Genomic DNA, 18279 nt, shown 5'->3' on the forward strand with positions numbered 1-18279 from the left:
CAAATCAAATTGGATTATTCATGGTCTAAAAAAACAAAAAAGCACTTCTTTACAAAGTGCTTTTCAAATTATGAAACTAACTAAAACAATTTCTAATTAAAATCAAAACGCAATCCTAAGGATACATTATTTTGTTTCACTGCATTGTTTCTAAACAACGGATTTAAATCGTATTTCAAATACAAGCTAGTTGCTTTGTGCCCAACGTAAGCGCTCAAACCATAAATAAAATTTGAAGTATTGAAATCGCCTTTGGTAACCGTTCTTTCTTTATAACCAGCCTCATCGTAATTGATGTATTGCTTCGATTTTAAATTGGCACCAACATATCCTCCTAGACCAATGCGGAAACTTTCATGTGTTCTGAAATAAGTTTTACCATCTCGCTGTGTTGGTTTTGTAAAATCAAATTCTAAATAAATGGGAATTACCAGGTTTACGTTTCGAAAACGTGAATCATCATGAGTGTTTGGATTTACAACCAAATCCGTTTGCTGTCCGTTATCTACAAAAATTCTATTGTTCGTGGGTCTTAGGTTATTGTACATTATTGACAAGCCGTATTTGGCATGTAACAAGTTATTGTTTTGTAACAAACGTGTGTTGTAACTCAATCCCCACTCATAAAAATGAGATCTTACATATTTGAAATCTGAGTTGGTAACTTTTCCATCTGTAACTACATTGTTAACCCCTGTAGCAAAAACAAATTGTGAAGTTGTTTTTTTAGATTGACGTGCCTCTTTATCCTCTTGTCCGTTGTAGACCTTCATTGATGTGAGGTTAATTTCGGTTTGTGAACCAATTGGACTTGAATTAGTACCCATTACAATTGTTCTGCCTCCAGATCTGTATTCCTTAGCATCTTCTACTTTACCGTCTACTTTATCTTGAACTAGTTTGTTAAGTTTAGCTTGTTCTACGGCTACTTTTGACTCGATATTATTTGCATGAAGCGTTGCTTTTTGCATTTTCAACTCATTAGCTTTCTCTTTTGTGATTGATCCTTTTGCAAGATCAGCATCAATACTTTCAATGGCTTCTTTTAGCGCTTTTTTCTCTGTGCTTGTAATGCTTTTAATTTCGTTACTTATGGCTTTAGCTCTCGTTTCAAATGGAAGAGAAACATTATTTCTGCCTTTAGTTTGACCTGTTTCGGCTGTTGCATCGTCAACTACGGTTACTGCTACATCTTTGAACCACACCTGACCCGTTTCGTTTAACAAAACTCCGTATGAAATTGCAGTAGCCTCTTCAGGGACAAACAAAACCACTTCGTAATTTGCCCAATCTTTCGAACCTTTTATTGGTCGTCTTTGCATATTATCAAAAGCTAAAACTGCAGCATTGTAATAATCAACACGCATCCACAAACCAGCCCATGATTTTACATTTTCTGTTTTTACAGTGGCCGTCATTTTAATTGTTTTTCCTGCGTATGGCGAAGGAGCTACCGTTTTCATGATAGTACCAAAACCATATATTTTTGTATGATTGGATTTAATTTGATACACGTTTGCATCAGTCGCATCTGGCCCCATGACATAACTATCCGGTTTTGAACCTCGATAATGCCAATCGGAACTGTTTTTAATGGCTTCTACTCCTTGTGCGTTCATTTTATTGAAAACTGAAAGCAACAACATCGCTGTAATTAAAATAATTTTTTGCATGATTTTCGTTTTTTGATTGATGATTGATTTTGATATTTATTCGTAATTTCTGTTTACCAAAACTGTTCTGATGGCGTTGAAGTTTTTATTGAATTTATTGATAGCCGACTCTTTGAAGGTCTGATTTAATTCTGATTCAGCCTTTGACAACAACTGATCAGGTTGCACCACAATTGATGTTGCAGAACTATTGTTACTTTTTAAATTAGCCTCAGATTGAAAATTATCATTAGTTACTTCTGCAAGTAAGCGTGCAGCCGATAATGAAATAGTTCTTTTTTGAACATCTTCAACTGTTGTAATTGGCGTTACTACATTGTTCTCCGTAGTTGTGCTTTGAGCAATTTCATTTTTACGCGCACTATTCGAATTTTGAATAGATAAAGATTTTAGACCAACATTTTGTTTTGTAGCCTGCATCCCTTTTGCAGAAGCTGTTTGTACTACTATTTGTTCTTTTGGAGTAATTGAATTTGATTGTGCTTTTTCATTTTCATTCGGAGTCATCTTTTCAACACCAACTACAGTAGTTTTTGACGGAATTAGATCGTTTTTATTACTCCTAAAAAACAAAGTAGATAGCAATAAAACGCCCACAAAACTTGCCGCTAGGTACAACCAAGGAAAATTACTTTTTGGTTTTGGCTGCTCACTTAAACTTGGGCTAGCTGCAGTCAGCATAGCATCTAGTTTGGACCAAGCCATTTCCGAAGGCAGGATTTCGCGAGCATCCAAACGTTCTTTAATTTGTTTTTCGAAATTATTCGGTTCCATTTTGATATGATTTTAAGGTTTGCACCTGTTCTTGTAACATTCTTCGCGCATGCGATAATTGAGATTTTGAAGTTCCTTCAGCAATGCCTAAAAGACTTGCTATTTCATGATGCTTGTAGCCTTCGATAGCGTACAAGTTAAAAACAGCTCGGTATCCTTCAGGTAAATTATCAATTAAAAATTGAATTTGCTCCACAGAAAATTGATCTGTTATTGTATCCTGAGATTCTTCAACAAAAAATTCATCTTCAGTATAATTCATTTTTTTATGTACTCTTAAAAATGAAATGCACTCATTTACCATGATGCGGCGTATCCAACCTTCAAAACTTCCTTTGTGCTCAAAATGATTAAGATTGGTAAACACCTTCATGAAAGCGGTTAGCATTACATCTTCGGCTTGCTGTAAGTCTTTGATGTATTGCCTGCATACGCTTAACATTTTGGGAGCGAATTGCGAATAAATTTTCTGTTGTGCTTGTCGGTTTTGCTCGACAGCCAACTGAATTAATTCTCGTTCTTCTTGATGTAAGTGTATCACTTTCATGTGCGTGGTTCTTGCGCTACTTTTATCTCAAGTCCGTTTCATACAGACTTCTATTAGCATAGACGCTTGTGGTTGTAAAATGGTTGCATGGGAGCCCCATTTTTTTCAAAAAAAATTTAAAAAAGGAATTTTGAAAGTAAAAAAAAGGGACTATTTTTTGCGTTCTATTACATAATTCACCATCAAAACCAAGGCTGCTTTGAAATCGGAATCTGGATAATTAGCCAGTAAACTCAAGGCCTCAGCTTGAAATTGCATCATTTTATTTTCGGCGTAAGCCAAACCTTGATTGTTTTTTACAAAAGCAATAACCTCTTTGACGCGTTTTTTATCTTTATTGTGGTTTTTGATGGAATTGATCAACCAACTTTTTTCTTTTGAAGTGCAGGTATTCAAAACGTGTATCAATGGCAATGTCATTTTTTGCTCTTTGATATCAATTCCTGTTGGTTTTCCGATGGCTTCATCTGTATAGTCAAACAAATCGTCTTTAATTTGAAATGCCATACCAATGAGTTCGCCAAATTTGCGCATATTTTCAACTTGCACGGCATCTTCAATCACTGATTGTGCACCAAGCGCGCAACAAGCAGCAATAAGCGTTGCTGTTTTTTTACGTATAATTTCGTAGTAAACCTCTTCGGTAATGTCAAGTCGGCGTGCTTTTTCTATTTGCAACAATTCGCCTTCACTCATTTCGCGAACGGCCACTGAAATAATGCGCAACAAATCAAAATCGCCGTAATCAATAGAGAGCAACAAACCTTTAGAGAGCAAATAATCGCCAACTAAAACAGCAATTTTATTTTTCCAAAGTGCATTAATGGAGAAAAAACCTCGACGTCTGTTACTATCATCAACCACATCGTCATGAACTAAAGTAGCAGTATGAATAAGCTCAATTACGCAAGCACCACGATAGGTACGTTCATTAACTTGGCCTGACGCTAACATTTTTGCCGTTAAGAAAACAAACATCGGACGCATTTGCTTCCCTTTGCGATTGACAATATAATACGTAATGCGGTTTAAAAGCGCCACTTGTGAAGACATCGATTCGTAGAACTTTTTTTCGAAAAGTTCCATTTCATCAAAAATGGGCTGTTTTATTTGTGAAGTGATATTCATTTGCCCTTCAAAGATACAATTTTGAAACAGAAAAACTGTACGGAAATATAAGTATGTGTATTATTTAAGAAGCATCACACTGTACTTCATAGCAATTACGATTGCTAAAATATTTATTATTTAACTTTTATTTACTAATTTTAAATATAATATTAACATATATGTTAAACCTTTTTCCCAAATAAGCATCAAATAAAAATAAACCAAAAACCCCATCATTATGAAATCAAAAATTTTAATACTCGGATTGACACTTAGCATTCTTAGTTTTAATAGTTGTACCAACGAATCCGAACCGGTTGCAGCTGACACGATAGTAACCACTAATGAGGTCGCTGCAACGCAAAAAATGGATAATGCTGTAGATGATATTGCTGTTATTGTTGACGATCAGTATGAATTATCCGAAGGGACATCAACAGGAAGAACAATAGGCAACTACCACTCCATATTGCCTACTTGTGCCACTGTAAGCGATTTGGGCTCTACAGCTACCGTTAGAAAAATCACAATCACTTTTGGTAATCCAAACACAGCTGCTTGTTTGTTTAGAGGTCAATTACTTAAAGGCCAAATTATTTTAACGCGTACAGTAGGAATTACTTTCCCTAAAATAATGACTGTTACCTTCAATAATTTTTATATCAATGACAATAAATTAAAGGGAACATCAACCTGGAAAAGAGAAATGATTGGAACGGGGAATGAATTACATCCAAAAACCACATTTTCTATGAACGCTATGACATGGACAACTAGTGAAGGTGTTTATAGCCGTAAAGGAGAGAGAATAAGAGAAATGATTGCAGGTTTTCCTACTCGTTTGAATCTTGCTGACGACGTGTTCGCCACCTATGGAACGTTTACCACCAAACATCCAAATGGATCGATTTACACTTGGCTAGTTGAAAAGGGAACTGCATTAATACACAAAACGGCTTGCAGCTTACAAAAAACTCCCATGCCTTTTCCTGTTTCAGGAAAACTAAAAATTAGCAAGGAATCTCACTATGCAATTATTGAATACGGCAATGGCGAATGTGATAATCTTGCAATGTTAGCTATTGATGGAGGAACGGCAAAACCAATAGTGTTAGGAAATTAATTTTTAATCCTATCGGAAACTAAAAATGGAGCTCAACTTTGAACTCCATTTTTTTATGCTTCTTTGTTTGCCAATTGTCCGCAGGCAGCATCAATATCTTTACCGCGGCTTCGACGTACTTTAACCACAATCCCACTGGCCTCTAACGCCTTAATGTAGGCATTGATCGACTCCTCGGAAGCTTGTTGAAATTCTCCATCATCAATCGGGTTGTATTCAATCAAGTTTACTTTACATGGCACGTATTTACAAAACTTAACCAATGCATCAACCGCTTGTTTATTGTCATTTATCCCTTTCCAAACTACGTATTCATAAGAAACCTTACTTTTTGTTTTACGGTACCAATACTCTAACGATTCACGCAAATCAGCTAATGGAAAACTAGCGCTAAAAGGCATAATACGTGCGCGAACTTCATCAATTGCAGAGTGTAAAGAGACAGCTAATTTGAATTTGACATCGTCATCAGCCAGCTTTTTTATCATTTTAGGAACTCCTGATGTAGAAACCATAATACGTTTTGGAGACATTCCGAGACCTTCTGTAGAAGTAATCATTTCAATCGCCTTCAAAACATTGTTGTAATTCATAAGCGGTTCGCCCATTCCCATGAAAACGATATTCGAAAGTGGATGATTGTAGTACAAACGACTTTCTTTATCGATAGCAATAACCTGATCATAAATTTCGGCAGGTTCTAGGTTGCGCATTCTTTTTAATCGTGCCGTAGCACAAAAATTACAATCTAAACTACACCCAACTTGACTAGAGACACAAGCGGTTGTTCTGGTAGCCGTAGGAATCAAAACCGACTCAACAACCAAACCATCATGTAAACGAACTGCGTTTTTAACCGTTCCGTCTTCTGACCGTTGCATCGTATCAACCATAATATGATTGATTACAAAGTGCTGTTCGAGCATGCTGCGTGTTCCTTTTGAAACATTAGTCATATCTTCAAAACTATGAGCTCCTTTGCTCCACAACCATTCATACACTTGATTACCTCGAAAAGCTTTGTCGCCATTAGCCACAAAAAAATCACGAAGTTGCTCTTTTGATAAAGATCGTATGTCTTTTTTATCGATTTCCATGCTGCAAATTTAATGACTATTTGTTGATTTATTTCATCAATTTAAAGAAATGCACACTTGTTGATTTTATAATTTGGTAACTTTGCAATCCATTGCAAAAAAAATTGAATCATGCATTTTATATCGCCTGAATTAGAGGATTACATCGAACAACATTCTGAAAAAGAACCTGCATTATTAGCGGCTTTGAATAAAGAAACTTACCAAAAAATTCTGCTTCCGCGAATGCTAAGTGGGCATTTTCAAGGTCGCGTTTTGAGCATGTTATCTAAACTAATTAGACCATTGAACATACTAGAAATAGGAACCTATACCGGCTATTCTGCATTATGTCTCTGCGAAGGCATGCAAAAAGGAGGGCAATTGCATACGATTGACATCAAAGAAGAATTAGTCGATTTTCAGCGAAAGCACTTTGACAAATCGCCTTGGGGAGAACAAATTGTACAGCATTTAGGCGAAGCAATTCACATTATACCCACGCTAGAACTTAAATTTGATTTGGTTTTTATTGATGCTGACAAAGAAAATTACTTGGAATATTTTGAATTGATTCTGCCAAAAATGAATCCGGGTGGCATTATTTTATCTGATAATGTACTTTGGAGCGGTAAGGTTTTAGAACCTTTGAACCCGAAAGATTTGAGCACAAAAGTATTATTAGAATACAACCAACTTTTAGCTACAGACCCAAGAGTAGAAACTGTTTTATTGCCCATTCGAGATGGCTTGACAGTCAGCCGTGTTCTATAAAACTAAAACTTTTTTCAAAATAAAAATCCGAAATCATCTTACTTTTTGTAGTAACATGATTTCGGATTTTGAATTTTATACTAAAGATTTAATTCTACTGTTTTTAAAATTATCGTCCTAGCGGAAAATACTTTTTTTGAAAATGAGAATAAGTTTTAAATACTAAATGACCACTTAAAACTCCAAATAAATAGCCAGTAAGTATATCTAGCGGATAATGTAAACCAAGATATATTCGGCTGTAAGCAAAAACTAACGGCCATAAAAAAATGAAACCAAAATATTTAAATTGAGATCGAAAAATACAAAATATAAAAGTTGCAACTGCCATAGAATTTGAAGCATGGCCTGAAAAAAAGCTATACGAGCCACGTTGTTGCACAACTCGAATGAAAGAGTTAATATCAGTATTATTGCATGGTCTCAAACGTTGAAAACCATTTTTAAATAAGTTTGTGACTTGATCTGTAAACGTAACTAACAATGCTACAAAAACTAGTAAATAAATGGTTTGTTTGACACCTATTTTGGAGTAAATAAGGTATAGTAAAAACAAAAAAAGAGGAATCCAGTTGATTTGTTTTGTAATCAACAACCAAAAAGGATCGAAAGACTCTGAACCTAAACCGTTAAGAAAAACGAATAAATCAATATCAAGTGCACGTAGTTTGTCCAGCATTACATTTGGCGTTTGATTGGACCTTCTATCTCCTCAATAACTTCCTTAGCTGCATCAAGAGGCTTACTTGCATCTACAATTAAATTGTCTTTCACAGTATTGATTTCGTTATTAAAACCTTCTGTAATACTTGTGAATTGTGTTGTATCACCAATTAAATTTTCTTTTGCTTTGTTGATTTCGCTAGTAATATTTCCTGTAAAATCAGTTAATGATTTAGAATCAAATCCATTAGCTTCAGCTCCTTTTTGAATTTCATTCTTAATATCGTTTGTAGCGTTTTTTAGTTGCGCCATGGTCTTACCCAAAGTGCGTGCGATTTCAGGAATTTTATCTGATCCGAAAAGCATGAGCACAATAAACATGATAAAAACTAATTCGCCTCCTCCTATACCGAACATAATAGTGTAATTTTATTTCAAAGACAAAGATATTACTTTTTGACCCTTTGACTTTTAATTATTTCATAAAAAAAAGACTCTTTGCAGAGTCTTTTTTTTTATTTTCAACCTTAGTCAAATTTCGATTTCACTTCTTCTTTTGGCCAAGTGTTATTGGTTACATCAATATCAGCAGTTTCTAATTTTGGATCTACTTGAATTTTTTTGATTGCCTTTGCAGTAGCGTATACTTTTTTGGCAGTATCATTGTTTTTTCTCCAAATTTGAGCTGGATACTTGAATGTTTCTTTAGTGTCGTCTTCATAAGTTAACTCCACAATAATAGGCATTAACATTCCGCCTGGCTTGTTGAACTCCACTTCGTAGAAAAATTTAGGTGCTTTAATCGCCGTTTTTTCTTCTGCTGAGAAGTTTTTATTTACGTAATCAGATAATAAATTAACATCTGAAATAGCCAATGCTTTTTTATCTTTCGCTGGCAACTCTTCGCTTGTTCCAGGAACTAAATAAACGAAAGGCCCTTTTTCTTGTCCGAAACGTCCTCTGCGCACTACTGCATCTTTTAACTCTTTAGTTGCTGTTTCAGAAACAAAATATTGCTTCACTTCTTTTACACCAATATCAACATAGTCTGTTGAGTAAAACCAACCTCTAAAAAACCAATCTAAATCAACTGCTGAAGCATCTTCCATCGTTCTGAAGAAATCTTCTGGAGTTGGGTGTTTAAATTTCCATCTGTTAGCATAAACTTTGAATGCATGGTCAAATAATTCTCTTCCCATGATTGTTTCTCTCAAAATGTTCAAACCCGTTGCAGGCTTTCCGTAAGCATTAGAACCAAATTGAACAATCGTTTCAGAGTTAGACATGATTGGCTCCAAGAATTTTTGATCACCGCTCATGTAAGGAACAATTTTACTAGCAGGTCCACGGCTCGAAGGGAAATTAACATTCATTTCTTGCTCAGCCATGTATTGCATAAACGTGTTTAATCCTTCATCCATCCAAGACCATTGACGCTCATCAGAATTAACGATCATCGGGAAAAAGTTGTGTCCTACCTCGTGAATTACTACACCAATCATTCCGTTTTTAATACGATCGCTTGTTACACCTTTTTCGTCAGGACGACCATAGTTCCAGCAAATCATTGGGTATTCCATTCCTTGATCTTCGGCAGATACTGAAACTGCTTTTGGGTAAGGATAATCAAACGTGTGTGCTGAATAACTTTTTAAAGTGTGCGCCACAGTTCTAGTTGAAGTTTCGCCCCATAATGGGTTTGCTTCTTTTGGATAAACTGATACTGCCATAACTGTTTTTTCATTCAGTTTTACAGCCATTGCATCGTAAATGAACTTTCTAGACGTAGCAATACCAAAATCTCTTACGTTTTTGGCGCTAAATTTCCATGTTTTCTTTTTATCTGAGAAACCTTTTTCAGCCGCCTCAGCTTCTGCTTGAGTTACAATAACCACTGGCTTATCATATGATTTTGTTGCCAATTCGTATCTTTTAACCTGCTCTGGGGTAAATACTTCGCTACGGTTCATTAACTCCCCAGTTGCTTCCATCACGTGATCAGCAGGTACAGTAATGTTTACGTCAAAGTTTCCGAAAGGCAAAGTAAACTCACCTGTTCCCCAGAATTGCATGTTTTGCCAACCTTCAACATCATTATACACTGCCATTCTTGGATAAAACTGAGCAATTACATATAATTTATTACCCTCTTTTTCGAACAATTCGTATCCAGAACGACCACCTTCTGCTCTGTAATTATTGATGTTGTACCACCAATTAATTCCAAATGAAAATTTCTCACCTGGTTTTAGAGGAGTAGCCAAATTGATACGCATCATGGTTTGATTGATCACGTATGATAAAGGATTGCCCTTTGCATCTTTTACTTGCTCAATATTAAAACCACGCTCTAATGGATCTTTGAAAAACTTGCTTGCAAAATTTGATGCAGGCAAAACTTGATCCATTCTTTGGCTTTCTGCCAAAGGAGTTTGTGAATTTTTATTTTGCTGGTTTTGGTCTAATTGGACCCATAAATACTCTAAAGTATCTGGGGAATTGTTAGTATAAGTGATGGTTTCAGAACCAGTTAATCTTGATTTTTTGTCATCAAGCTCAATGTTGATTTTATAGTCTGCTTGCTGTTGGTAGTAAGCTGGACCTGGCGCTCCAGAAGCAGTACGAAACATGTTTGGCGTAGCCATCAGATCATACATTTGGCTAAACTTGTTAGTGTCGTATTTGCCTGGTTGTCTTGGCGCGACTGTCGCCGGTTTTTCCTGTGCGAAGAGCATAGCAGGAAAAAATAGTAAAAAGGACAATTTTTTCATAAGTAGAAATCTGGTTATTATCTGGTGTGAAATTAAGAATTTTAGTGATTACGAGCCTGTTAAATTAGTATTTTAACATTCCGCGAGCAGAACTACTAGTCATCAGTAAGGTGTTTTTAGTTCCTTTTATATTAAAATGCATGATGTTTTGTTGCTCTGAACTGCTCTCAGTAAGCAAACTGTTAAACACCTCAAGTTCCGATATTTTTTTTACTTCATTTACACGAAGGTAACAAACCAAAACATCACCTTCTAATTCTTTTGTAACAAAGGAAAACGCTTTACTTTGGTTGTTAATTTTGATATTGAATTTTTCACTCAAATACTTTTTCAATAAAACGACATCCTCTGTGGTTTCTTTTTCATCTCCCAAGTACACTTTTTTGTTGTATTTTTTTCCTAATGCCACGTTTAAATCATCAACAAACAACCGAGCTGTAACTTGTAACATTTTTTTTTCAGGCACGAAATTCACCTGAAACAGGCCTACATAAAATTTGTGATACGCAAATGAAGACACCGTCAAACTTAACAATGCCAGTAAAATAACTATAACTGATTTTTTCATTTTATAAACAATAATTCCTTTTGAGCAAATAACACTTGCGAACTAGAATAAGTTAGACGCCAAAAAACGCAAAAGGTTTCATCTCGACTTAAAAAAAATTATGATTTTTTTAATAGAATGCAAAAAAAAAACAGCAAAGAAGTTTATAAATGTGCAATTAAAAATAATTTAATACATTTCATTATTAAATAAATACAGGCTATATCTAATCACGTGACCCCAAAAGCGATTTATATCTTACAGCCAAAATAGCCAGTTCAAAAGCAATTTTATTTTTATCTCGAGTATCCATTAAAACTACAAAAGAAGGTTCTTCAGCAACGAAAAACTTAAAACCAGAACAAAACTCCGATGGAATTTGTAGTTGATCGGTGTAAAAATTAGGCTCAAACCATTCCGACAAAAGCTTTATTACTTGCTCCTTTTTCTCCAAGGCAACCAAAACTTTTAATCTTTTCGTTCGTCCATTAATTTTATTAATCAAAGGATCGAGCGGCATTGAACCACCAAGTAATCCCAACAACATAATTGGTTTGAAATCTCCAGCAGTTTGAAGCTTTCGCTCTGCAGCCGTGAACCGTTTGGGTTCTGTGAATTGAGCTCCAATCGAGCGTGCCGTAATCGATTGATCCCTTATAATGACTTCGGGTAATACAGTAATTTTTTGTGGAAGTTCAAATTTTACAATACTTGAAAGTAAATCTTGTGCTGTTATTATTTTTCGAACAGTCTCATAATTGAACGCCGAAACAAGTAGTTCATCTCCTGTTTTTGCTAAAACAGAAAAACTTCCAATACTGTTACTTTTAACTTCTTGCCCCGTGGTTGAATTTCTAATTGTAGCGTCGGCGATGGATTGCTCTTGACACACAACTAAACCTCTAATCGAAGTTAGTTTTTGATCTTGCGCCAGCATTACCGCAGTGCTAAATCCAAACAAAAGGAGATAGATACTAGTTTTCACTCATTCGAAGTTGGTTGTACTTTTCAGCCAAGGGCACAATTAAAAACATAACCAATGTTTTGTTTTTGGCTTTCAATGCTGCTGCAAGAGCATTATCTTCAACACAATAATATAAAAATCCTTTTACATAATCTTGTGGCACTTTTAAAGTTTCAGTAAAATAGGTTTCGTCAAATAAAGTTTCTAATCGATATAAATTACTTTCTTTTTTTTCGACCAAAATCTCTTTTTTAAGCATGGCCTTCCGACCAGAAATAGTATTTAATAAGCCATCTATTCCTCCACCAGAAGTTGCTGTATACAACTTTCGTTCTGCTGCGGTATATTTTTTTTGACCATATGGAATAATCCCTAAACTTTCAGCGGTAATAGACGATTCCGCAATAACCACTTCTTTTAAAATGATACTTTTGGAGTACATTCGAATTTGCATTTCATTCCCTGCATCTTGATCCATGACTGAAATCGTTCTTCGCACGGTTTCTAAATTTACAGCAGAAAAGACGAGTACGTCACCGTTTTTAACCTCAATTTCGAAAGTACCGTCACTTTGAGTAAGCACCAAAACTTTACTTGTGATGTTGTTGATATTGATTCGGTCTACACTTACAGAATCAGCAACAACCCGACCTTTTAACTGACGACTCAAGTTGACTTGCGCACTAATGCCTTGCATCAACAGCACGAAAAACAGCAACAATAGGACTCTATGTTTATTCACTTAGTATTTTTTTATATTTTAAGGCCAAATCATTAATTAAAAATTGACTCATTGATTTATTTTTAGATTGTAAAGAGGCCACAAATTGAGGATCTTCGATGGCAAAATACTCAAAACCTTTTACATAATCTGATGGGATTTTAAGTTTACTAATAAGATAATCTGGCAAAAACAAAGCTTCAAATTGCCGCATGTAGCGCTCCTTTTTCTCAATTTGAAGTTCTTTTTTTAACATTTTCGTTCTTCCTGAAATCCAATTCAAAAGCGGATCAGCCGAAATAGATCCTCCGGCCATGCTCCCTGCATTTGCCGAAGCATTTAAATGTGTAGCCGTATATAATTTCCGTTCTGCAGGTGTATATACTTTTTGTCCTTTCGGGATAATGCCCAAACTGGTAGCGCTAACTTTCTCTGCAACAACTACTTCATCGAGTTCATTGACAATTCGTTTCAAAAAAACTGACAACACCTCTTTTTGTAAAGTAATTGCAGTGAGCACCAAACAAAATTCTTTATACTGAGGAGCCGTGAAACAAAGGGCATCACCCACGGTAGCTTTTATTTCAAAATTACCCTCTGCATCTGTCTGCACAACATCATTTGTAGTATTATTAGCGACATAAATCCCTGCCGCATCTGTACGAACAACCTCAACTCGACCTTTTACAATTGATCTATTTGCATTTTGTGCAGACAAATTAAAACCAAAAAGAACCAAAAATAAACAGTATATCCGCATTGTATGTTGCATAACTATATCCCTAAGCACGTAAAAGTATCATACTCAACTCCAAATTTAATACTAATGCCGTGGTAAAAAAATGTTAATTAAAAAGGAATACAAAAACAGACTTTAATACCTTTATCAAAAAAATTATATTAATCTATGAAAAACGCCATCATAGCGAGTACCTCGACATTAGCTAATGAAGAATATTTACAATATTTACTTCCAGAATTAGAATTGTTATTCAGCCAATGCAATACTATTCTTTTTATTCCATATGCAAGGCCAGGCGGTATGAGCCATGAAGACTACACCGATAAAGTAAAAAGTGCATTTGCCAAAATCAATAAAAAAGTCGTAGGCATTGATGAATATGACAATCCTGAAAGTGCAATTTACCAAGCCGAAGGAATATTTACAGGGGGCGGAAATACCTTTGTACTGGTTTCTCAGCTTTACAAGAACAAAATAATGGGCGCTCTAGCAGAAGTTCTAAAAAAAGGAACTCCTTATTTGGGATGTAGTGCAGGAAGTAATATTTGTGGCTTGAGTATGCAAACGACTAATGATATGCCAATTGCTTATCCACCAAGTTTTCAAACACTAGGACTTATTCCTTTCAACATAAATCCGCATTATCTTGATCCTGATCCAACATCTACTCACATGGGCGAAACACGAGAAACCCGCATTAAAGAATTTCACGCGTACAACTCGGCTCCAGTTTTGGGCCTGCGCGAAGGAAGTTGGATTGAGGTGAAAGCAGATAAAGTAACACTAAAAGGTCCTTTAACAGCAAGACTCTTCTTGAAAAATCAATTAGCAGAGGAGTTACCAACTGGTTCTGATTTGAGTGCTTTGAAATAAGGAAATTAAAAAAAATCCAAAGTAGATTGCTTTGGATTTTTTTTATGGTTTAAAACAGAATCTACAAATAAGAGATGAATAAACTGCATAAAAAAAGCCCCAAACAAATGTTTGAGGCTTTGAGCGAAAGACGAGGCTCGAACTCGCGACAACCAGCTTGGAAGGCTGGAGCTCTACCAACTGAGCTACTTTCGCATTGTAATATTTATTTTTTGCTTCAAAACTAGATTTGAAACCTAGAGCGAAAGACGAGGCTCGAACTCGCGACAACCAGCTTGGAAGGCTGGAGCTCTACCAACTGAGCTACTTTCGCATTACAACGGTGCAAATATACTTAATAACTTTGCTTTCTTGCAAGTTTTTTTCTGAAAAAAACTAAAATTCACTCCGCTTTTTGACCTCAACAAAGTAGATTTTAGCACCTAATTTATTTACTGTGAAAATCTTATCATCAATAATTTTGACGAAAAAAAAATTAAAAATTAATTATCCGAAAGGAAAATCAAGCTCTCTAACCTTCAATTTAGACCAAAATTTAATTCTTTTTTTAAACAATTCGATTTTTCAACTATCAATTATGAAACAAATGTGCCTCCCAAAGCAACTGCACGCGAAGGATGGTAGATAAAAAAGCAAGATTTGTTTTTAATAAGATTAATAATTTCTTTAGAAATACTACTTGGTACAGCAGGACAACCTTGGCTTCTGCCCAGCCTTTGATTGTTTTTTATAAAAGATTCCGAAACATAATCGGCGGCATGCATCACAATACCTCTTGCTCTCGCATGATCATTTACTCCTTTTTCGAGACCATCTAATTTAAGTGATAAACCATGTTTGCCTGAATAAACCTCTGCAGTTAGATAAAGACCAAGACTACTTTTAAAAGATTCTGCAGCGTTTGAAAATGAAGTAGCAAACTCTTCGCCAGTATTGCGTCCGTGCGATACCAAAGAATGAAATTTAACTTCGTGGGTGGCCATATCAATTACCCATAATCGTTTAGTATTTGCCGACAAACTAAAATCAATAATAGTAAGCAGTTCCTTTTGCACAAGCCCTTTGTGCTTTATTTTGGTATAGGCATCCACGGCTTGCTGGAAACTTTCTAATGTTGGAATTTGTTTGTTTTTGAGCTGTAAATCTTGATAAAGAACTTCTACTTCGTCAAGATGTGACACTTCATGACGAGCAACAAACGATTGTTTAGTTTCTGTTGAAATAGAAGTACCATTTTCAGAAAGTAAAAATAATGAGCAAAGCGAAATAAATAGCGTAGGAAGTGTATTATAAATCATTGATTATCTATAGGTTGTAAATAAATTTGGGTTTGCAAACCTAAGTTATTTATTGAGAAATGAATAATTTTTAACACAATTTTATTCTTACAGGTATTTTTGTAAAAGGAACAATAAAATAGCAGATGGTGAAAAAAACTACAATTTATTTGTTAATTTTATTACTTTTGTTCAGAACTAACCAACCATTTCATGCCAAAACCACAATATTCAATAGCTTTGCTCATGCTATTATTTTCTGTAAATAATTACAGTCAAAAAAAAATACTCCAAGCCAAAAAAACCACCGAAAGCATCATCATAGACGGCAAAGCTAACGAAGCAATTTGGGGCTCAACTGCAGTAGCTACTGACTTTATCATGTTTGAACCCGATAATGGAAAACCTATTAGCGCGGATAAAAAAACAGAGGTTAAAATCGTTTATGACAATGATGCTATTTACATTTCGGCACTGCTTTATGACAACGAACCGAGTGAAATTCAAAAGGAATTAACCAACCGAGATGTTTTTGGAGTATCGGATCATTTTGCGGTGTACATCAACGGATTTAATGACGGCCAGCAAGATTTTCGTTTTTTTGTTAGTGCCGCTGGAGTACAAATGGATTGCTTGGCAATAGAAGAATTTGACGATTTTAGCTGGGATGCTATATGGGACAGCGAAGTGGTATTAACTGATTTTGGATGGTCTGTTGAAATGAAAATTCCTTATGCTGCTTTGCGTTTTTCAAAATCAGATCAGCAAGTTTGGGGCTTGAACTTTATGCGCGAAATAAAAAGAGACGTTCAAAAATATACTTGGAACCGAATTGATACCAAAATTGGAGCTGTGATTCCACAAGCCGGAATTTTAGAAGGCATATCAAATATCAAAACTCCTACTCGATTATTTCTTATTCCGTACGCTTCAGCCTATGCACAAAAAAGCGATATTGGTTATGATAATACTTTTAAAGCGGGACTTGACATAAAATACGGAATCAATGATTCATTTACTTTAGATGCTATTCTTGTACCTGATTTTGGACAAACAAAATTTGATAATGCCATCTTAAACTTATTGCCATTTGAACAACGTTTTGAAGAAAACAGACCTTTTTTTACTGAAGGAACAGATCTATTCAATAAGGGTGGACTGTTTTATTCCCGCAGAATTGGCGGATCGCCAACAAGTGAACCCGAATTAAATAATACTGAACAGATAATCGATTACCCAAGTACTGTCAATTTAATAAATGCGGTAAAAGTTTCAGGCCGCACCGAAAAAGGACTAGGCGTTGGATTTTTAAATGCTATTACTGAAGTAACGAAAGCAACAATTCTAAATGAAGCTACTGGCACGACCCGCAAAGCGGTAATTGAGCCCTTAGTTAATTATAACATGTTAGTACTTGACCAACGATTTAATCAAAATTCTTCGGTTACTTTTGTGAATGCCAACACTACCCGAAATGGCGGTTTTAGGGATGCCAATGCATCTGCCTTACTTTATGATTTAAGTACTAAAGAAAATACCTATAATTTATATGGTGATTTTAAGTTTAGTAATGTGAATGACACTAAAAATTACAGTGGCTACAAAACAAGCATCAACTTTGAAAAAACTAGTGGCCGCTATCGCTATTTGCTTTCAGGAAAATATTTATCTGAGAACTATGACATCAATGACCTAGGGATTATCTTTTACACTAACTATCATGCTGCTTCTGCTAATGTTAGCTACCGTATTTTAAACCCCACTAAAGTATTTAACACATTAAAAGTGGAACAAGAACTCAATTTAGAATTACAAAACACTACCGGTAAAATGCAAGAAGCTTGGTACAAAACTGTTGTTAAAGGAACTACCTTGAAAAACAACTATTTTGAACTAGGAGTAACGGCAAGTCCTTTTACAGTATATGATTTTTACGAACCTCGCGTTTACGGCAGTTATGTTTACAGACCAAGAAATTTATCCAGTTATTTTGGTTTTGAATTAAACAGAAACAATGCCTTTTTGGTAGATATGACCTTTAGCTATGTAAAATTTGACGAACAAGGACGTAACACTTACGAATTTTACGCGTCCCCAAAGTACCGTTTTAATGACAAACTATCATTAGCCTTCGCTATTGATTACTCAAAATTAAATCAAGATCGCGGATGGGTTGATTTTGGTGACAATGGTGAAATTATTTTTACAGAACGAAACCGCGAAATCCTGCAAAACGACCTTACCGGAAAATACTCCATCAACAATAAGATGACACTCAACCTAACTGCACGTTACTATTGGTCATACTCTAAAAATAGAGAGTTTTTTACCCTGCAGCCAAATGGATTTTTAACTTCGAACAACAGTTACAACCTAAATAAAGACCGAAATTTTAATTCTTGGAACTTTGATTTGTCCTACTCTTGGTGGTTTGCGCCCGGCAGTGAAATCTCACTTTTGTATCGTAATTACGGCCTACAACGTGCTAGTACGGTTGAGAAAAATTTAAACACAAATTTAAAAAACGTATTCAACAGCGACCTAACTAGTGTGTTATCAATAAGTATCCGTTATTTCATTGATGCAAATGTGTTAAAATAATATTTTTTATGCTACAACTGTAACATTTCAAAGACAAACTAGT

General features: G+C 35.3%; 17 protein-coding genes and 2 tRNA genes. 4 read left to right on the top strand and 15 right to left on the bottom strand.

Translation table 11 applies throughout. The features are described from left to right. Positions 1 to 92: 92 nt before the first annotated feature. The 4 genes from ACXX8U_RS10500 to ACXX8U_RS10515 all read right to left on the bottom strand — a co-directional run bounded on the left by ACXX8U_RS10500 (position 93) and on the right by ACXX8U_RS10515 (position 4122). Entirely contained in the window at positions 93 to 1673 is a 1581-nt protein-coding gene (locus ACXX8U_RS10500) for a hypothetical protein (RefSeq protein WP_458565799.1), read from the bottom strand. A gap of 36 nt (positions 1674 to 1709) precedes the next feature. Further along, positions 1710 to 2447, bottom strand: a complete 738-nt coding sequence (locus ACXX8U_RS10505) for a hypothetical protein (protein WP_458565800.1) — start codon at positions 2445 to 2447, stop codon at positions 1710 to 1712. Next, complete coding sequence (locus ACXX8U_RS10510) at positions 2434 to 2994, bottom strand: RNA polymerase sigma factor (RefSeq protein WP_236362785.1); 561 nt, start codon at positions 2992 to 2994, stop codon at positions 2434 to 2436. Before ACXX8U_RS10510 ends, ACXX8U_RS10505 begins: the two co-directional genes overlap by 14 nt. 150 nt (positions 2995 to 3144) lie before the next feature. Beyond that, the gene (locus ACXX8U_RS10515) at positions 3145 to 4122 is read right to left on the bottom strand and encodes a polyprenyl synthetase family protein (RefSeq protein WP_166133294.1); all 978 of its coding nucleotides are present in this window, start codon (positions 4120 to 4122) and stop codon (positions 3145 to 3147) included. Between the two features lie 220 nt (positions 4123 to 4342). Here ACXX8U_RS10515 and ACXX8U_RS10520 point away from each other — a divergent pair, with 220 nt between their 5' ends. After that, positions 4343 to 5227, top strand: a complete 885-nt coding sequence (locus ACXX8U_RS10520) for a hypothetical protein (RefSeq protein WP_458565801.1) — start codon at positions 4343 to 4345, stop codon at positions 5225 to 5227. A gap of 53 nt (positions 5228 to 5280) precedes the next feature. Here ACXX8U_RS10520 and rlmN read toward each other — a convergent pair whose 3' ends face one another. Then, complete coding sequence (gene rlmN / locus ACXX8U_RS10525) at positions 5281 to 6324, bottom strand: dual-specificity RNA methyltransferase RlmN (RefSeq protein WP_458565802.1); 1044 nt, start codon at positions 6322 to 6324, stop codon at positions 5281 to 5283. A 111-nt stretch (positions 6325 to 6435) separates the two neighbouring features. On the opposite strand from rlmN, the gene ACXX8U_RS10530 reads away from it, so the two are divergent. Beyond that, positions 6436 to 7077 carry an O-methyltransferase gene (locus ACXX8U_RS10530; RefSeq protein ID WP_458565803.1) on the top strand — a complete coding sequence of 214 codons (642 nt, stop codon included), beginning with the start codon at positions 6436 to 6438 and terminating at the stop codon, positions 7075 to 7077. Positions 7078 to 7186: 109 nt separating this feature from the next. Here the strand turns inward: ACXX8U_RS10530 and ACXX8U_RS10535 are convergent, their stop codons facing one another. The 7 genes from ACXX8U_RS10535 to ACXX8U_RS10565 all read right to left on the bottom strand — a co-directional run bounded on the left by ACXX8U_RS10535 (position 7187) and on the right by ACXX8U_RS10565 (position 13503). After that, positions 7187 to 7756, bottom strand: a complete 570-nt coding sequence (locus tag ACXX8U_RS10535) for a phosphatase PAP2 family protein (RefSeq protein WP_458565804.1) — start codon at positions 7754 to 7756, stop codon at positions 7187 to 7189. Next, positions 7756 to 8157, bottom strand: a complete 402-nt coding sequence (locus tag ACXX8U_RS10540; protein ID WP_458565805.1) for a twin-arginine translocase TatA/TatE family subunit — start codon at positions 8155 to 8157, stop codon at positions 7756 to 7758. Before ACXX8U_RS10540 ends, ACXX8U_RS10535 begins: the two co-directional genes overlap by 1 nt. A 110-nt stretch (positions 8158 to 8267) precedes the next feature. Beyond that, positions 8268 to 10511 (bottom strand): M1 family metallopeptidase, encoded by a 2244-nt coding sequence (locus tag ACXX8U_RS10545; RefSeq protein WP_458565806.1) that lies wholly within the window; start codon positions 10509 to 10511, stop codon positions 8268 to 8270. 64 nt (positions 10512 to 10575) lie between these two features. Beyond that, on the bottom strand, positions 10576 to 11079 hold the full coding sequence (locus tag ACXX8U_RS10550) for a DUF6702 family protein (RefSeq protein ID WP_458565807.1): 504 nt from the start codon (positions 11077 to 11079) through the stop codon (positions 10576 to 10578). A 205-nt stretch (positions 11080 to 11284) separates the two neighbouring features. Continuing rightward, complete coding sequence (locus tag ACXX8U_RS10555) at positions 11285 to 12043, bottom strand: peptidase associated/transthyretin-like domain-containing protein (protein ID WP_458565808.1); 759 nt, start codon at positions 12041 to 12043, stop codon at positions 11285 to 11287. Next, complete coding sequence (locus ACXX8U_RS10560; RefSeq protein WP_458565809.1) at positions 12033 to 12764, bottom strand: BamP family beta-assembly machinery protein; 732 nt, start codon at positions 12762 to 12764, stop codon at positions 12033 to 12035. The genes ACXX8U_RS10555 and ACXX8U_RS10560 overlap by 11 nt, the downstream gene beginning before the upstream one ends. Beyond that, positions 12757 to 13503 carry a hypothetical protein gene (locus ACXX8U_RS10565; RefSeq protein ID WP_458565810.1) on the bottom strand — a complete coding sequence of 249 codons (747 nt, stop codon included), beginning with the start codon at positions 13501 to 13503 and terminating at the stop codon, positions 12757 to 12759. The genes ACXX8U_RS10560 and ACXX8U_RS10565 overlap by 8 nt, the downstream gene beginning before the upstream one ends. A 147-nt stretch (positions 13504 to 13650) precedes the next feature. Here ACXX8U_RS10565 and pepE point away from each other — a divergent pair, with 147 nt between their 5' ends. After that, the gene (gene pepE / locus ACXX8U_RS10570) at positions 13651 to 14358 is read left to right on the top strand and encodes a dipeptidase PepE (protein WP_458565811.1); all 708 of its coding nucleotides are present in this window, start codon (positions 13651 to 13653) and stop codon (positions 14356 to 14358) included. Between the two features lie 122 nt (positions 14359 to 14480). Here pepE and ACXX8U_RS10575 read toward each other — a convergent pair. The 3 genes from ACXX8U_RS10575 to ACXX8U_RS10585 all read right to left on the bottom strand — a co-directional run bounded on the left by ACXX8U_RS10575 (position 14481) and on the right by ACXX8U_RS10585 (position 15656). After that, a tRNA-Gly gene (locus ACXX8U_RS10575) sits at positions 14481 to 14553 on the bottom strand. Between the two features lie 45 nt (positions 14554 to 14598). Then, positions 14599 to 14671 (bottom strand) — tRNA-Gly (locus ACXX8U_RS10580). 262 nt (positions 14672 to 14933) lie between these two features. Next, on the bottom strand, positions 14934 to 15656 hold the full coding sequence (locus ACXX8U_RS10585) for a murein L,D-transpeptidase catalytic domain family protein (RefSeq protein WP_458565812.1): 723 nt from the start codon (positions 15654 to 15656) through the stop codon (positions 14934 to 14936). A gap of 225 nt (positions 15657 to 15881) precedes the next feature. Between ACXX8U_RS10585 and ACXX8U_RS10590 the strand changes: the two genes are divergently transcribed. Further along, complete coding sequence (locus ACXX8U_RS10590) at positions 15882 to 18236, top strand: DUF5916 domain-containing protein (RefSeq protein WP_458565813.1); 2355 nt, start codon at positions 15882 to 15884, stop codon at positions 18234 to 18236. Positions 18237 to 18279: the final 43 nt, after the last annotated feature.

The sequence above is a fragment of the Flavobacterium sp. GNP001 genome, from assembly GCF_054343775.1.

Coding starts and splice junctions, on each gene's coding strand:
- ACXX8U_RS10500 (WP_458565799.1), bottom strand. CDS start 1,673: ATGCAAAAAATTATTTTAATTACAGCGATGTTGTTGCTTTCAGTTTTC.
- ACXX8U_RS10505 (WP_458565800.1), bottom strand. CDS start 2,447: ATGGAACCGAATAATTTCGAAAAACAAATTAAAGAACGTTTGGATGCT.
- ACXX8U_RS10510 (WP_236362785.1), bottom strand. CDS start 2,994: ATGAAAGTGATACACTTACATCAAGAAGAACGAGAATTAATTCAGTTG.
- ACXX8U_RS10515 (WP_166133294.1), bottom strand. CDS start 4,122: ATGAATATCACTTCACAAATAAAACAGCCCATTTTTGATGAAATGGAA.
- ACXX8U_RS10520 (WP_458565801.1), top strand. CDS start 4,343: ATGAAATCAAAAATTTTAATACTCGGATTGACACTTAGCATTCTTAGT.
- rlmN (WP_458565802.1), bottom strand. CDS start 6,324: ATGGAAATCGATAAAAAAGACATACGATCTTTATCAAAAGAGCAACTT.
- ACXX8U_RS10530 (WP_458565803.1), top strand. CDS start 6,436: ATGCATTTTATATCGCCTGAATTAGAGGATTACATCGAACAACATTCT.
- ACXX8U_RS10535 (WP_458565804.1), bottom strand. CDS start 7,756: ATGCTGGACAAACTACGTGCACTTGATATTGATTTATTCGTTTTTCTT.
- ACXX8U_RS10540 (WP_458565805.1), bottom strand. CDS start 8,157: ATGTTCGGTATAGGAGGAGGCGAATTAGTTTTTATCATGTTTATTGTG.
- ACXX8U_RS10545 (WP_458565806.1), bottom strand. CDS start 10,511: ATGAAAAAATTGTCCTTTTTACTATTTTTTCCTGCTATGCTCTTCGCA.
- ACXX8U_RS10550 (WP_458565807.1), bottom strand. CDS start 11,079: ATGAAAAAATCAGTTATAGTTATTTTACTGGCATTGTTAAGTTTGACG.
- ACXX8U_RS10565 (WP_458565810.1), bottom strand. CDS start 13,503: ATGCGGATATACTGTTTATTTTTGGTTCTTTTTGGTTTTAATTTGTCT.
- pepE (WP_458565811.1), top strand. CDS start 13,651: ATGAAAAACGCCATCATAGCGAGTACCTCGACATTAGCTAATGAAGAA.
- ACXX8U_RS10585 (WP_458565812.1), bottom strand. CDS start 15,656: ATGATTTATAATACACTTCCTACGCTATTTATTTCGCTTTGCTCATTA.
- ACXX8U_RS10590 (WP_458565813.1), top strand. CDS start 15,882: ATGCTATTATTTTCTGTAAATAATTACAGTCAAAAAAAAATACTCCAA.